Raw genomic sequence first — 14,474 nt, 5'->3', positions numbered from 1 at the left:
GCTCAGGCGCGCCATGCCTCCAGCAGGCGCAACCAGAACTCGCTCACCGCGGGAAACGCCGGCACCGCATGCCACAGCGTGTCCAGCGGAACACCGCCGACGACCGCGATCGTCGCGGCATGGAGCTGTTCGCCCACCTCGGGGCCGACGAACGTGGCGCCGAGCAGCGTCCCGGCGTCGGTGTCGATGACGAGCTTCGCCCGGCCCGCGTAATCGTCGCGGGCCAGCGCCGACCCGGCGACGGCGATATCGAGTTCGACCGTGTCGACCCGGTGGCCGGCCGTGCGTGCCGCCTCTTCGGTGAGCCCGACCGAGGCCAGTTCCGGATCCGTGTAGACGACCTGCGGTACCTGCGCGTGGTCGGCGGTGGCGGCGTAGCGCTGGCCCGTCAGTGGCCTGCCCTCGGCGCGGGCGGCGATGACGTCACCGCAGATACGGGCCTGATATTTGCCCATGTGGGTGAGCGCGGCGCGATGGTTCACATCGCCGACGGCGTAGAGCCAGGGCAGCCCTCGCACCGTCAGCTGATCGTCGACCTCGACGTAGCCGGGCGACAATCCGACCGATTCCAGGCCGAGGTCCTCGGTGGCGGGGGCGCGTCCGGCCGCCACCACGACCTCGTCGGCTTCGAGGTCGTTCTCGCCGTGCCGGTCGCGCACCGTCACCGTCACCGAGCCGCCGTGAACGCGGCCTTCGCCGGTATCGCCGACCTGAGCGCGCCTCACCCGCACCGGTTCGGCGCCGAAGCGGATCCGGACGCCGCGCCCGGTCAGCGCATCGGCGATCCGCTGCCGAGCGAACGGCTCGACCCGTCCGAGCAACGAATCACCGCGCACCACCATCGTGACCACCGAACCGAGCGCGGCCAGCCAGGTTGCGGCCTCGCAGGCCACCACGCCGCCGCCGACGATCAGCACCCGGCGCGGCACCTCGGCCAGATTGGTGACATCGCGTGAGGTCCACGGCCGCGCGGCCCGCAGCCCCGGCACATCGGGGATGTTGGCCTTGGTGCCGGTGGCCAGCACCACCGCCTCGCGGGCGCGCAGTGTGTGCCCGCCGACGTCGACCAGCCGCTCACCGGCCAGCCGACCGGCTCCGCGCACCACCTCGATGCCGTTGTCGTGCGCCCAATCGGCCTGCGAAGAGTCGTCGTGGTTGTGCACGAATTCGTCGCGGCGGCGCAGCACCGCGGCCACATCGAGTCCGTCGGCGCGCACTCCGGGCATGGCGCGGGCGGCGCCGAGCACATGCCCGGGGCGCAGCAGCGCCTTACTCGGGATGCACGCCCAATAGGAGCATTCGCCGCCGACGAGTTCACGCTCGACGATCGCGGCGGTCCGATCGCTGCCCGCGATGGCGTAGGAGGCGGCGTTCTCCCCCGCCGGTCCGCCGCCGATGACGATGACGTCGAATTCGGTGGTCTGCACGGGGCGCTACTGGAGGTAGCCCTCGACCTGCCGTGGCGAGCTGACCTGCGTCGTGTCCGGTGATTCACCCGCGTCGATGCGGGCGCGGCGCTGGCGCAGCAGGTCCCAGCACTGGTCGAGCATCACCTCGAGTTCGGCCAGTCGCTGCCGTTCCGATTTCGGATCCAGCTCACCGCTCGTGGCCTGCGACCGCAGCGTGTGCTCCTGCTCGACCAATTCCTTGATACGCCCCAGGATGTCCTGTTCGGTCATACCGCCCACTCTACGGACCCGGCCGGCAGATCTGCGGTTATTCGCCGTCGCCGGTCGGCTCTGGCGTGCGCAGCAGGTAGGTATCCATGATCCAGCCTTTGTCGGCGCGCAGCCGCTGCCTGCGTTCGCTGATCTGCGCACCTACCTCTGCGACCGAACCTTCGACGAGCACCTGATCGGGCATGCCGAGGTAGGCGCCCCACCAGATCCTGGTATCGCCGGGCAGATCGGTGAACGCGCAGTCCCCGTCCAGCATGACGACCGTCGATCCGGGACCCAGGCCCTCCTCGCGCAGGCGGCGTCCGGTGGTGATGTGCACCGGTTCGCCGACGCGGTGCAACACCGTCCGATGGCTGGCGGCGAGGGCTTGCACGCTGGTCACGCCGGGGATGACGGCGTAGTCGAAGCTGATCGTCGCGCGGGCGAGCACTCGTTCGACCATGCGCAGGGTGCTGTCGTACAGGGACGGATCGCCCCAGACCAGAATCGCGCCGACCCCGTCGACCCGCGCGAACTCGTCTTCGAGCAACAGTGAGCGGCGTTCGTGCCAGTCGTCGACCACCTCGCGGTAGCCGGCCCCGTCCATCGGGGTGCGCGCCCGGGGCGGATCGGCGATCTCCACGATCCGATACGGATGATCCATGTGCTCGGCCAGGATGGTGGTGCGCACATCCACCAGTTCCTGTTTCTCGGCGCCCTTGCCGATCACGAAGAACACCTCGGCCTCGCGCATGGCCTTGATGGCCTGCACCGTTACCTGGTCCGGATCGCCGGCGCCGATGCCGATCACGTACAGCTTCCGCATGGGGCGAGCCTATGGGGCGGCATCGAGCGCACCGACGCCGCCGGGGGTCGCGGCCGAGCCGACGGGCTGGAAGTAAGGTCGAGGACGTGACCACCCCAGACACCCAGTACGAACAGTTGCTCCGTCAGGTGCTCACCTCCGGCACGCCGAAATCCGATCGCACCGGCACCGGCACCCGCAGCGTCTTCGGCCATCAACTGCGCTACGACCTATCGGCCGGGTTCCCGCTGATCACCACCAAGCGCGTGCACCTGAAGTCGATCGTCTACGAATTGCTGTGGTTCCTGCGCGGTGATTCCAATGTGGGCTGGTTGCGCGAGCACGGTGTGACGATCTGGGACGAATGGGCCGCACCCGACGGCGAGCTCGGCCCGGTCTACGGCGTGCAGTGGCGGTCCTGGCCCACCCCGGACGGCAGTCATATCGACCAGATCTCCCAGGTTCTGCGCACCCTGCGCGAGGATCCGGATTCGCGGCGGATGATCGTGTCGGCGTGGAACGTGGCCGAACTGGACAAGATGGCGCTGGCGCCGTGCCACGCGTTCTTCCAGTTCTATGTGGCCGACGGAAAGCTGTCCTGCCAGCTGTATCAGCGCAGCGCCGACCTGTTCCTCGGGGTGCCGTTCAATATCGCCAGCTACGCACTGCTCACGCATATGGTGGCCCAGCAGACCGGGCTCGAGCCGGGTGATTTCATCTGGACCGGCGGTGACTGCCACATCTACGACAACCACGTCGAACAGGTCACCGAACAGCTGACCCGCGAGCCCTACCCGTTCCCCACGCTGACCCTGCGCAAGGCGTCCTCGCTGTTCGACTACACCTACGACGACATCGAGATCGCCGACTACCGGCACCACCCGGCGATCAAGGCCCCGGTGGCCGTGTGAGTCCGTCCCGTGTCATCGGCCTGATCTGGGCCCAGACACCCGACGGGGTGATCGGTGCGGGCAACCGGATCCCCTGGCGGGTGCCCGAGGACATGGCCAACTTCAAGGCGGTCACCCTGGGTCATCCGGTGGTGATGGGCAGGCGCACCTGGGATTCGCTGCCGCCACGTTTCCGCCCGCTGACCGGTCGCCGCAATATCGTGGTGACCAGACAGCCGGACTGGTCGGGCGAGGGCGCCGAACGCAGCGCCTCACTCCCGGACGCGCTCGCACTGACCGCACCCGACGATGTGTGGATCATGGGCGGCGGCGAAATCTATCGCGCCGCAATGGAGTACGCCACCGAGCTGCTGGTCACCGAGATCGACCTCGATATCGCGGGCGACGCCTACGCACCGCCCATCGACGCGCACTGGCGGGCCGACGACGACACGCCGTGGCAGCAGTCGAGTGCGGGCCCTCGGTACCGGATCCGCAGATTCACTCGACGCCGCTGAATCCTTCCCACTGCACTCCCGCTCCGACCGCACAACCGACGCAAAACGCCCGAGCGCCGGTGACGGGTCGGGCATACTCAGCGATATCGGCCCCGAACACCAGCCCTGTTCCGGGTGTGATCTGCGAAAGGCAGTCCATGGACAAGAAATCGCTGACCGCGGTAGCTCGCCAGCAACTCAAACTGGCCGCTACCGCCACGAGCGGCCGTAGCTCGCAAACGATCTACGGCGGCCACGCGCAAACGCTGCGCCAGACCGTCGTCGGTCTCAGTGCGGGCCAGAGCCTGGCCGAACACGACAACTTCGGCGATGCCACCCTGCTGGTGCTCAGCGGCACCCTGACCCTGATCAGCGGCGCCAACGAATGGAAGGGTTCGGCGGGCGATCTGCTCGTGGTCCCCAAGGCCCGGCACAGCGTCAAAGCCGTCGACGACGTGGCCTTTCTGCTGACCGTCGCGAAATAGCGCGCCGACGTAGGTGAGGCTTACGAAACAGCAACGCGCGCCCCATGATCCGGGTGAGCCTTAACACGCCCTTGCCCAATCGCTGCGGTCAGCACGCTCGCAGCTACTAGGCTTGTCGATCATGGGTGAGCCGCAGCCGATCCTCCAACCGCTCACACCGTCCGCGATCTTCCTCGTCGCCACCATCGACGAGGGTGGCGAAGCGACGGTGCGCGATCTGCTCGCCGATCTGGCGGGTTTGCGCCGTTCGGTGGGATTCCGGCTGCCCGGAGCCGACCTCACCTGCATCGTCGGCATCGGCTCCGCGGCATGGGACCGGCTGTTCTCCGGGCCTCGCCCGGCCGAACTGCACGAGTTCCCCGGATACGACGGCCCGCGCCATCAGGCGCCCGCCACCCCTGGTGACCTGTTGTTCCACATCAAGGCCGAGGTGCACGACGCCTGCTTCGAGCTGGCCATGGCGATCGGCAAGCGGCTCGATGGGGCGGCCACCATCGTCGACGAGGTCACCGGCTTCCGGTACTTCGAACAACGCGATCTGCTCGGCTTCGTGGACGGCACCGAGAACCCCGAGGGCGCGCTCGCCGAGTCCCCGGCGGGCCGGGTGGCGCTGATCGGCGACGAGGACCCCGATTTCACCTGCGGCAGCTACGTCATCGTGCAGAAGTACGTGCACAAGATGAGCGAATGGGCGGCAACCTCGGTCGAGGAGCAGGAACGGGTCATCGGGCGCACCAAGCTCGACGATTTCGAGCTGCCCGATGAGGTGAAGCCCGCGAACTCGCATGTCGCGGTGAACACCATCGTCGACCCGGACGGCACCGAACGGCAGATCCTGCGGGCGAATATGCCCTTCGGCAGCATCCGCGACAACGAGATGGGCACCTACTTCGTCGGCTATTCGGCCACGCCGAGCGTCACCGAACGCATGCTCGAGCGCATGTTCCTCGGCTCCGACGAGGCGGCCTACGACCGGATCCTGGATTTCTCCATCGCCGTCACCGGCAGCCTGTTCTTCGTTCCCGCCCAAGACTTCCTCGACGATCTGCCCGACCCGCCAGGGGACGCACCGGCAGACGACGCCACCCCCGCCGCACCTGCCGCCGACGGCTCTCTCGGTATCGGCACGTTGAAAAGGAGCAGTTAATTCATGAACAACCTGCATCGTGAACTCGCGCCGATCACCTCCGAGGCCTGGTCGGCGATCGAGGAAGAGGCCACCCGCACCTTCAAGCGGCATATCGCCGGCCGCCGCGTCGTCGATCTGTCCGGTCCGCACGGCACCGACTACTCCGCGGTCGGGCTCGGCCGCACCGCGCCCATCGCCGCCCCCGATGACGGCGTGCAGGCCCGGCAGCGGCTGGTGGCCCCGCTGGTGGAGCTGCGGGTGCCGTTCACCCTCTCGCGCGAGGAGCTCGACAATATCGAGCGCGGCGCCGAGGACGCCGACCTGGACCCGGTCAAGGACGCCGCCAAGCGCATCGCCTGGGCCGAGGACCGCGCCATCTTCGAGGGCTACCCGGCCGCCAACATCACCGGCATCCGGGCCAGCGCATCGAACGAGCCGGTCGCGGTGCCCAGCGATCCGCGGCTGGTACCAGAGGCCGTCGCGCAGGCGCTGAGCGAGCTGCGCCTGGCCGGTGTGGACGGCCCCTACTCGGTGCTGCTGAGCGCCGACCTCTACACCGCCGTCAGCGAGACCTCCGACCACGGGCACCCGATCCGCACCCACATCGAGCGCCTCATCCCGGAGGGCGAGATCATCTGGGCGCCCGCCATCGACGGCGCGTTCGTGCTCACCACCCGCGGCGGCGATTTCGACCTCCAGATCGGCCAGGATCTCTCGATCGGCTACCTGAGCCACGACGCGGAATCGGTGCAGCTGTACTTCCAGCAGAGCCTGACCTTCCTCGTCTACACCGCCGAGGCGGCCGTCGCGCTGCAGGCCTGAGCCGTCCTCTGGTGGCGACGTCCGCGCCGCGGCAGTATGGTCCTGACCAGCCAGTTGCGGTAGCGGACGGAGACGAGATGACGTTGGTGCACGCGGGCGTGGTGCCCACCAGGCGCGCGATGATCTACGGCGTGCTCGGCATCGCCGTCACGGTCGCGCTGTGCCTGGCCACCATCGCCGCGTTCGGGATGAACCGCGTGTTCACCGGGCTGCTCGCCGGTGCGATCGCCGGCGTTGCGGTGCTGGTGGCCCTGTTCACCCGTGACGCCGTCGTGCTCACCGAAGGCGCCATCTACCGCCGCACCCCGTGGGCCGAGACCAGCATCGACTGGGACCGGGTGGTCGCGGGCCGGTTCACCCTCGACGAGCGCGCCCGCTGGTCGCTGGCGCTGGACCTGGTCGGCGGCGACGAAGAGCACGGCGAACTCGTGTTGTTGTCGATCCCGCCGGTGAGCGGGCCGGTGTCGAGCGCTTATGACATGCGTAAACGCGAGCAGGTGGATCAGATCCGGAACATGCTGCGCCGCAAGAAGATTCCGGTGATGGTCTTGCCGGAGATCGCGGGAGCGCTGCACGAGCACTGGAATATCGCGCCACCGACGCACTGAGCGGCGAGTCGGCCCGGCCGGATTCGCGCCGGGTGGCCGGGTGCACCGTCCTCGGATACGTTGGCAGTCGTGTCGATGACGAAGGGCGCCAACGTCGCTGTTCCCCTGGCCGCGGTTCGTGTCGAAGTGGGATGGCGATCCGGGCCGGGCGTCCCCGACGCGGACGCGTCCGCCCTGCTGCTCGCCGAGGGTAAGGTCCGCTCAGACAACGATTTCGTGTTCTACAACCAGCCCGCGCATCCGTCGGGTGCGGTGCGGCACGAGGGGAAGCAGCAGGGGGCGCAGGTCATCGATCTGCTCGCCGTGCGGTTGGCTCAGGTCGAACCCCAGATCGACACCATCGTCATCGCCGCCTCCGCCGACGGCGGCACCTTCGCCCAGCTCCACGGCCTGTATGTACGCCTGCTCGATCCCGCGAACGGCGCCGAGCTCGCGCGCTTCGACAGCACCGGCGCCACCAGCGAAACCGCCTTCGTGCTCGGCGAGCTCTACCGCAGGCAGGGCGCGTGGAAATTCCGCGCGGTCGGGCAGGGCTACGACACCGGGCTCGCCGGGCTCGCTACCGATTTCGGCATCTCCGTCGATGAGGACCCGGCGCCTGTCCAGCCGAACCCGCCGCCGACGCCACCACAGCCGACGGCGTCGCAGGTGCCTGCACCGAGTGCCGCGCCGCAACCACCGCAGTTCCAGCAGCCCCAAGGGATTCCGCCGAACCCCGCACCGCACCGACCGCAGTTCGCCGCACAGCCGCAGTACCAGCAGCCGGCGCCGCCGCAGTTCGCGCCGGGACCGCACTACCAGCAGTCGGCACCCCAGCCATTCCCGCCGGCGCCGCAGCATCGCGCGCCGGCGGGATCGGCGCCGATCGGTATGACCAAGCTGTCCCTGACCAAGGAAGCGCCGTCGGTGTCCCTGACCAAGGGCGGCGTCAGCGCGGGCACGATGCGGGTGAATCTCAACTGGTCGACGGGGGGTGGGGGCCTGTTCGGCAAGCGCCGCGGCAAAGCCATCGACCTCGATCTCCGCTGCCTGTGGGAGCTCGGCAACGGCAACAAAGGGATCATCCAGGCGCTCGGTAGTTTCGGAGCGCTCGACACCGAGCCGTACGTGCGACTCGACAAGGACGATCGAACCGGTAGTGCGGTCAACGGCGAGAATCTCGACATCAATCTCGACCACGTCGCCGACTTCAAACGCCTGCTGGTGTACGCAACGCTCTACGAAGGTGCCCCCGACCTGCGAGGCGTACGAGCAACCGCGACGCTGTACCCGCCCGGTGCGCCACCGATCGAGATGCAAGTCGATGGCTGTACAGATAATTCGCGGTCGATGGTTCTCGCGCTGATCGAGAACGTCGACGGGGAGTTGCTGGTCCGTCGCGAAGGCGTCTTCGTTCCACCGTCGGTCGAACGGCCGGGCTGGACCAACAGCGTCGTCGACGCACGCTACAACTGGGGTCTGGACTGGGTCGCCGCCAAAGGCAAGTCCTGAATTTCAGCCGATGCGCCCGAGGAGCGCACCCGCTTCGGCCCGCACCGGGTCCAGCGGGCCCGGCCAGCCGAGGACGCGCAGCACCGCATCGGAGATGTCCGAGCGCGCCGTGGCAGGCGCCGCGCCATGATCGGATCGGATACTGATCACGGTTTCGACCATTCGGAACGGCAAGGTGATCGCGGCCGGCACACCGGCTGCCCCCGCCTCGGCCACCACCTCCGCGGCCAACTGCTCGTACTGCGTGCGAAGCTCGTCACGCCGTAGCCGAAACGACGCGAAGCGCTCCCCGCGCAGCTCCGGTAGCAGATACAGCGCGCCGAGATTCCACCGCGACGCACAGAGTTGATCCACGTCCGACCAGGCAAGGGCATACAGCCGTACCGGCGCCCGGTCATCGATCTCGCGCAGCCGCGCGGCCAAAGCCAAAGGCGCGGCGATGGTTTCGGCGAGCAACGCGTCGAGGATGTCGTCCTTGGCGGCGAAATGGTGGTACAGCGAGGCCTGTCTGATGCCGACGGCGTCGGCGATTCCCCGGGTCGAAGTGCTGCCGTAGCCGTTGGTGGTGAACAGCTCGGCAGCGGCGTCGAGGATCTCCTCGCGTGGTGTGCTGCCGCGGCGCAGGCGTTGCTCGACGCGCGGACGTCCTGGACCGAGATTGACCACGCCCTCATTCTCGCATCGCGCCGATCACGGGCCCCGCACGCGGGCACCCGGCCCGCCTCGCCATGCGCCGCACCAGGCGGTGAGATTTCTGTCATTCGATAGAAAAGCAGGAAACCCAGAAGTTACCGGGCGACCTCCAACCGATACACGCAGGTCACCGAAAGCGCGATCGCGGCCGCAAAACTATCGGCTGATAGTTATTGGCGCTCGCCGAAGGACCTCCGCATATGGCCACCACAGTCGACACCCGCCCCGCAGATCCGCCCGATCACGGCTCCGACAGTGCCGATCTCGCCGATTTCGGCTATCAGCCGGTCCTGCACCGCAAGCTCGGGCGCTATGCCTCGTTCGCGGCCGGTTTCTCGTTCGTCTCGATCCTCACCACGATCTTCCAGTTCTTCGGCTTCGGCTATTCATTCGGCGGGGCCGCGTTCTTCTGGACCTGGCCGATCGTGTTCCTCGGCCAGCTCATGGTTGCGTTGAACTTCGCCGAACTGGCGGCGCGGTATCCGCTGTCGGGGTGCATCTACCAGTGGTCGCGGCGGCTTGGCGGGGCGGTCGTCGGCTGGTTCGCCGGCTGGTTGATGATCATCGCGCGGGTGGTCACCGCGGCAGCGGCGGCGATCGCGCTGCAGGTGGTGCTGCCCTCGATCTGGAGCGGATTCCAGATCATCGGCTCCGAGACCGCACTCACCTCGTCGTCCGGTGCGATGAACGCGGTGCTGCTCGGCGCCGTATTGATGGCGCTGACCACGCTGATCAATGTCATCGGCATCGATCTCATGGCGCGGATCAATTCGATCGGGGTCACCATCGAGATCGTCGGCGTGCTGGCGATCATCGCGCTGTTCTTCGCCGATACCGAACGCGGCCCCGGCGTCGTGTTCGAGACCGAGCACGCCGCGCCCGGCCCCTATTGGGCGGCGTTCCTGGTGGCCGGGCTGATGGCGGCCTACGTCATGATCGGATTGGATTCGGCCGGTGAGCTTTCCGAGGAAACCAAAGATCCGCGCCGGGTCGCGCCACGGATGATCCTGACCGCGCTGACGGTCTCGGCGATCGGCGGCGGTTTGATGTTGCTCGGCGCGCTGATGGCCGCGCCGAGCCTGTCCGACGGCGCCCTGTCCGCCGATGGCCTGGCCTATGTGCTGACGGCCAAGTTGAACAGCACGGCGGGCAAGGTGCTGCTCGGTTGTGTCGCGATCGCGATCATGGTGTGCACGCTGGCCATCCAGACCGCCGGGTCCCGGTTGATCTTCTCGATGGCACGGGACGGGAAGCTGCCCTTCGCCCGCGCGCTCGCGGTCGTGCACCCCCGCTTCGGCACACCCGTGCTGCCCGCGGTGGTGTTCGGCGTGCTCGCCATCGCGCTGCTGCTGGTGAATCTCGGCAATGCCGCCATCTTCGCGACCCTGGCCAGCGTCTGCATCGTGACGCTGTATCTCGCCTATCTCCTGGTGACGGTGCCGTTGCTGGTGCGCCGTTTCCGGGGCTGGCCCGCCGCGGAGCAGGCGAGCAGCCGGGCCGGGCTGTTCTCGCTGGGCCGCTTCGGGATTCCGGTGAATGTGCTCGCGGTGTTCTGGGGCATCGCGATGGTCGTGAATCTGGCCTGGCCGAGGGCCGAGGTGTACACGCCGGACGGCGGGTCGGCGGTCATGCGCTGGGCCGCACCGATCTTCGTGCTCGGCACGCTCGCGGTCGGTGTGCTGGTCTACCGGATGGTGGTCGGCCGCACCGCCGCCTCGGAGCCGATGCCTCAACCACTGGCTGCCGACCCGACGCCGAACCGCTGACCTCGAGCCGACGCCGCAACCGACTACCCGAGCCGACGCGCGACGGCTGACCCGACAGCCGCCGCCTCGTCCGCTGACGCGATACCCGCGGCCGCGACCATCGCGCGGCCGGACCGCGCGCCAACTCACCCGGCCGTTGGGCGCGCGAACGGCTCGAACCCGAACCCGCTGTCCGCGAGCCCGTTCCGCCGATCGGGCCGCGAGCCCCGAAACCGCCTGCCATCCGTATCGAGGAGCACAGATGAATCAGACGACCTCATCCACCACCGGCGCCCGAGCCCATGCCCGGGCGCAAGCGGCGACAGCGACAATCGCCGGACCCGACCTCCCGCCGGGCCTGGACCTGGAGGCTCTCACCTTCGCCCAGCGCATTCCGGCCGACGGCTACACCAACGTCGTGCTCGGCCGCGGTGCCCGCCTGCGGCTGGCCGACCCTGGCGGTGCCGCCTGCGCCCACCTGTCACTCTTGCGGGCCGGCGCGCCCTGGGAGCGACTCAATGTCGCCGACACGATGAAGGTGCCCTGGCAGGCCTACCTCGGTCCCGGTCATCCGCTGCTCTCGGATCAGGGCCGGGTGCTCGCCACCATCACGACCGACGATTCCGGCCACCATGACGCGCTGTGCGGGCCCTCGGACACCGGCCGGAGCCTCCTGCGCATGGCCGCAGCCAAGCAGGGCTTGACGCCGCGCGATATCGCACCCCCCGTGTCGTTGTTCCGTGGTGTGCGAGTAGGCGACGACGGCAGCCTCACGAGTACCGGCAACCGGGCCCCCGGTGCCGCTGTCGAGCTGATCATCCACCTTCCGCTCATCGTGCTGATCGCCAATGCCGCCCACGCGCTCGACGACCGGCCGGTCACCGATCTCGATGTGCTGGCGTGGCCCGCCCCCGCCGATCTCGGCGCCACACACAACACCGATCCGGAATACCTGCGTGCCGTGCAGAACACCGAAACCGCATGGGCGGCCGCCCTCGACTCGAAGGACATCGCATGAGCGACACCATTGCCCGCACCGTCATCGGCGACCACCTGGTCGAGGCCTGCGCCCCGTGGTCGGCGATCGTCCGCGCCGGCGAGTACCTCGAGATCATCGACCTGCACGGCAACCAAGCTGTCGACTGCCTGCTCTACGCGGCCGACGATCACGCCGACCGATACAGCGCCCAGGCCACCGTCGCCGCTCAGCGCAATATCTTCCTCACCACCGGCAGCGTGCTGCGCACCGAGAACGGCACCCCACTGATGACGGTGGTCGCCGACGAGGTGGGCAACCACGACACCCTCGCCGGAGCCTGCTCCCAGGAATCGAACACCCTGCGCTACGGCCACCACACCCGCCATCAGCACGCCTGCGTGGAGAACTTCCTCGCCGAGGGCATGCGCTGGGGTCTGGGCAAACGCGATCTGGTGTCGAATATCAACTGGTTCATGAATGTCCCGGTGGAGGCCGACGGCACCCTCGGCATCGTGGACGGCCGGTCGGCGCCGGGCAAGCGGGTGACCCTGCGCGCCGACACCGACACCTTGGTGCTGGTATCGAACTGCCCGCAGATCAACAACCCCTGCAACGGTTTCGAGCCCACTCCGGTTCGCATGGTGGTGTCGCGATGACCGTCATCGATCCCGCTCCGGTCACCGCACCGGACGCCGCGCTGCCGGTCCACCAGGTGGAGGTGGTCCGGCCGGGTGCGATGACCACCGTGCAGGACTGGCCGGGGCGCATCGGGTATTGGCATGTCGGAGTGCCACCGTCGGGTCCGATGGACGATGTGTCGTTCCGGCTCGGGAACCGGGTGCTCGGCAATGCCGAGGGCGCGACCGGCCTGGAATGCACGCTCACCGGGCCGGCGCTGCGGTTCCAGGCGACCACCTGGGTCTGCGTCACCGGCGCGCCGGCGCAGGTAACGGTGGACGGCGCGGCCGTGGAGCAGTGGCGCACCCTCGAAGTGGCCGCGGGCGCGGTCCTCGAGGTGGGGGCCATCCGAGGACCTGGTTTGCGCACCTACATTCTGTTGTCCGGTGGCCTCGCACTACCCGAATATCTGGGCAGCTCGGCAACGTTCACCCTCGGCAAGTTCGGCGGCAGCACCGGAGGGATACTGCGAGCCGGTGAGCCGCTGCCGCTCGGACCGCCCCGTCCCCCGCGTGCCACCGCGGTACCGGCCGACGATCGGCCGGTCATGTCGCGGCGCTGGGAACTCGCCGTCACCGAGGGCCCGCACGGCGCGCCGGAGTTCTTCACCCGCGCCGACTTCGACACCATTGTCGGCACCGATTACGAGGTGCATTTCAATTCCGATCGCACCGGCGTGCGGCTCATCGGACCCAAACCGGAGTGGGCGCGCACCGACGGGGGTGAAGCGGGTTTGCATCCGTCCAATATTCACGACACCCCGTATTCGGTCGGTGCGCTGGACTTCACCGGCGATACCCCGATTCTGCTCGGCCCGGATGGTCCGAGCCTCGGCGGCTTCGTCTGCCCGGTCACGGTGGTCGCGGCGGATCGGTGGAAACTCGGCCAGCTGTGCCCCGGCGATACGGTTCGGTTCGTGCCGATCCGGGCGGAGCACTCCGCGCCGATGGCCTCGCTGGGCCCGGCTCGGCGGGCGGGTTGGCAGCCGGTGCTGTCAGCCGGCGGCGACGGTGACGACGGCATTCTCCGCCGCATCGACGCCGACGACGACACCGGCGTCACCTACCGGCGCGCCGGTGACGACGGTGTGCTCATCGAATACGGCGCCATGACCTTGGATCTCGGCCTGCGCGCCCGGGTACACGCGCTACACGAGCATCTGCTCGCGCTCGCACCGCGCGGAATCGTCGACCTGACGCCGGGCGTGCGATCACTCCAGGTGAAGGTCGATCCGGCGGTCCTTCCGGTGCGGACGCTGCTGGATCTGCTCACCGAAGCCGAACGACAGCTGCCCGCCTCGGACGCGCTCGTGGTGCCGAGCCGGACCGTGCACCTGCCGCTGTCCTGGGACGATCCCTCGACCAGGGAGGCGATCACCCGGTACATGCACGGGGTCCGCGCGGATGCGCCGTGGTGCCCGTGGAATATCGAGTTCATCCGGCGGATGAACGGCCTGGGGTCGGTCGAGGACGTCTACCGCACCGTGTTCGATGCCGAATATCTCGTGCTCGGTCTCGGCGATGTGTACCTCGGTGCGCCGGTCGCGACTCCGATCGACCCGCGGCACCGGCTCGTCACCACCAAGTACAACCCGGCCCGCACGTGGACGCCGGAGAACGCGGTCGGCATCGGCGGCGCCTACCTGTGCATCTATGGGATGGAAGGTCCGGGCGGATACCAGTTCGTCGGTCGCACGACCCAGGTGTGGAACCATCGCGGTACCGGAACGCCCTGGCTACTCCGGTATTTCGACCGCATTCGCTGGTATCCGGTGGAGCCGGACGAATTGCTCGACCTCCGCGCCGATTTCGCGCGCGGGAACGTGCACCTGCGCACCGACGACGGCGAGTTCCGGCTCGCCGACTACCGTCGTTTCCTCGCCGGCAACGCCGATTCCATCGCCGAATTCCGTGCCGTGCAGGCGCGGGCCTTCGCCGCCGAACGTCAGTCCTGGCGCTCGGCGGGTGAGCTGGCGGAGTCACTGCCCTGAGCGG

General features: G+C 68.5%; 15 protein-coding genes. 11 read left to right on the top strand and 4 right to left on the bottom strand.

From position 1 onward, the window contains the following. Positions 1-2: 2 nt before the first annotated feature. The 3 genes from AC5W7N_RS14560 to cobF are packed head-to-tail and all read right to left on the bottom strand — an operon-like array spanning position 3 to position 2,484. Entirely contained in the window at positions 3-1,427 is a 1,425-nt protein-coding gene (locus AC5W7N_RS14560; RefSeq protein WP_495924015.1) for a dihydrolipoyl dehydrogenase family protein, read from the bottom strand. Between the two features lie 6 nt (positions 1,428-1,433). Next, a complete protein-coding gene (locus tag AC5W7N_RS14555) occupies positions 1,434-1,679 on the bottom strand; it encodes a DUF2630 family protein (RefSeq protein ID WP_163811208.1) in 246 nt (81 codons plus the stop codon). Between the two features lie 37 nt (positions 1,680-1,716). Continuing rightward, positions 1,717-2,484: a precorrin-6A synthase (deacetylating) gene (cobF, locus tag AC5W7N_RS14550; RefSeq protein WP_495924012.1), complete on the bottom strand. Its 768-nt coding sequence runs from the start codon at positions 2,482-2,484 to the stop codon at positions 1,717-1,719. 86 nt (positions 2,485-2,570) lie between these two features. On the opposite strand from cobF, the gene AC5W7N_RS14545 reads away from it, so the two are divergent. The 7 genes from AC5W7N_RS14545 to AC5W7N_RS14515 all read left to right on the top strand — a co-directional run bounded on the left by AC5W7N_RS14545 (position 2,571) and on the right by AC5W7N_RS14515 (position 8,385). Next, positions 2,571-3,374, top strand: coding sequence for a thymidylate synthase (locus tag AC5W7N_RS14545; RefSeq protein WP_163811204.1), 804 nt, complete (start codon positions 2,571-2,573; stop codon positions 3,372-3,374). Then, a complete protein-coding gene (locus AC5W7N_RS14540; RefSeq protein ID WP_495924010.1) occupies positions 3,371-3,871 on the top strand; it encodes a dihydrofolate reductase in 501 nt (166 codons plus the stop codon). Before AC5W7N_RS14545 ends, AC5W7N_RS14540 begins: the two co-directional genes overlap by 4 nt. 137 nt (positions 3,872-4,008) lie before the next feature. Beyond that, positions 4,009-4,335 (top strand): cupin domain-containing protein, encoded by a 327-nt coding sequence (locus tag AC5W7N_RS14535; protein WP_036540261.1) that lies wholly within the window; start codon positions 4,009-4,011, stop codon positions 4,333-4,335. A gap of 121 nt (positions 4,336-4,456) precedes the next feature. Next, on the top strand, positions 4,457-5,482 hold the full coding sequence (locus AC5W7N_RS14530) for a Dyp-type peroxidase (RefSeq protein ID WP_163811200.1): 1,026 nt from the start codon (positions 4,457-4,459) through the stop codon (positions 5,480-5,482). A 3-nt stretch (positions 5,483-5,485) separates the two neighbouring features. After that, positions 5,486-6,286, top strand: coding sequence for a family 1 encapsulin nanocompartment shell protein (locus AC5W7N_RS14525; RefSeq protein ID WP_163811198.1), 801 nt, complete (start codon positions 5,486-5,488; stop codon positions 6,284-6,286). 77 nt (positions 6,287-6,363) lie between these two features. Continuing rightward, complete coding sequence (locus AC5W7N_RS14520; RefSeq protein ID WP_163811196.1) at positions 6,364-6,894, top strand: hypothetical protein; 531 nt, start codon at positions 6,364-6,366, stop codon at positions 6,892-6,894. Positions 6,895-6,969: 75 nt separating this feature from the next. Continuing rightward, on the top strand, positions 6,970-8,385 hold the full coding sequence (locus AC5W7N_RS14515) for a TerD family protein (RefSeq protein ID WP_495924124.1): 1,416 nt from the start codon (positions 6,970-6,972) through the stop codon (positions 8,383-8,385). 3 nt (positions 8,386-8,388) lie between these two features. On the opposite strand, the gene AC5W7N_RS14510 is transcribed toward AC5W7N_RS14515, so the two are convergent. Next, positions 8,389-9,051, bottom strand: a complete 663-nt coding sequence (locus AC5W7N_RS14510; RefSeq protein ID WP_163811192.1) for a TetR/AcrR family transcriptional regulator — start codon at positions 9,049-9,051, stop codon at positions 8,389-8,391. Between the two features lie 227 nt (positions 9,052-9,278). On the opposite strand from AC5W7N_RS14510, the gene AC5W7N_RS14505 reads away from it, so the two are divergent. From AC5W7N_RS14505 to AC5W7N_RS14490, 4 genes are all read left to right on the top strand, one after another. Further along, on the top strand, positions 9,279-10,844 hold the full coding sequence (locus tag AC5W7N_RS14505; protein ID WP_495924007.1) for an amino acid permease: 1,566 nt from the start codon (positions 9,279-9,281) through the stop codon (positions 10,842-10,844). A 241-nt stretch (positions 10,845-11,085) separates the two neighbouring features. Next, a complete protein-coding gene (locus tag AC5W7N_RS14500; protein ID WP_495924005.1) occupies positions 11,086-11,841 on the top strand; it encodes a DUF1989 domain-containing protein in 756 nt (251 codons plus the stop codon). Further along, positions 11,838-12,458: an urea amidolyase associated protein UAAP2 gene (locus tag AC5W7N_RS14495; protein WP_495924003.1), complete on the top strand. Its 621-nt coding sequence runs from the start codon at positions 11,838-11,840 to the stop codon at positions 12,456-12,458. Before AC5W7N_RS14500 ends, AC5W7N_RS14495 begins: the two co-directional genes overlap by 4 nt. Beyond that, the gene (locus AC5W7N_RS14490; protein WP_495924001.1) at positions 12,455-14,470 is read left to right on the top strand and encodes a 5-oxoprolinase/urea amidolyase family protein; all 2,016 of its coding nucleotides are present in this window, start codon (positions 12,455-12,457) and stop codon (positions 14,468-14,470) included. Before AC5W7N_RS14495 ends, AC5W7N_RS14490 begins: the two co-directional genes overlap by 4 nt. The last annotated feature ends 4 nt before the right edge of the window (positions 14,471-14,474 follow it).

The sequence above is a fragment of the Nocardia sp. CDC519 genome, from assembly GCF_059509835.1.
Note: the sequence above shows the minus strand (reverse complement) of the source record. Positions and strands in the feature narration are given on the sequence as shown.

Excerpts from the sequence above, each read along its gene's own strand:
- AC5W7N_RS14515 (WP_495924124.1), top strand. The coding sequence starts at position 6,970 with ATGACGAAGGGCGCCAACGTCGCTGTTCCCCTGGCCGCGGTTCGTGTC.
- AC5W7N_RS14505 (WP_495924007.1), top strand. The coding sequence starts at position 9,279 with ATGGCCACCACAGTCGACACCCGCCCCGCAGATCCGCCCGATCACGGC.
- AC5W7N_RS14500 (WP_495924005.1), top strand. The coding sequence starts at position 11,086 with ATGAATCAGACGACCTCATCCACCACCGGCGCCCGAGCCCATGCCCGG.
- AC5W7N_RS14495 (WP_495924003.1), top strand. The coding sequence starts at position 11,838 with ATGAGCGACACCATTGCCCGCACCGTCATCGGCGACCACCTGGTCGAG.
- AC5W7N_RS14490 (WP_495924001.1), top strand. The coding sequence starts at position 12,455 with ATGACCGTCATCGATCCCGCTCCGGTCACCGCACCGGACGCCGCGCTG.
- AC5W7N_RS14525 (WP_163811198.1), top strand. The coding sequence starts at position 5,486 with ATGAACAACCTGCATCGTGAACTCGCGCCGATCACCTCCGAGGCCTGG.
- AC5W7N_RS14530 (WP_163811200.1), top strand. The coding sequence starts at position 4,457 with ATGGGTGAGCCGCAGCCGATCCTCCAACCGCTCACACCGTCCGCGATC.
- AC5W7N_RS14535 (WP_036540261.1), top strand. The coding sequence starts at position 4,009 with ATGGACAAGAAATCGCTGACCGCGGTAGCTCGCCAGCAACTCAAACTG.
- cobF (WP_495924012.1), bottom strand. The coding sequence starts at position 2,484 with ATGCGGAAGCTGTACGTGATCGGCATCGGCGCCGGCGATCCGGACCAG.
- AC5W7N_RS14555 (WP_163811208.1), bottom strand. The coding sequence starts at position 1,679 with ATGACCGAACAGGACATCCTGGGGCGTATCAAGGAATTGGTCGAGCAG.
- AC5W7N_RS14520 (WP_163811196.1), top strand. The coding sequence starts at position 6,364 with ATGACGTTGGTGCACGCGGGCGTGGTGCCCACCAGGCGCGCGATGATC.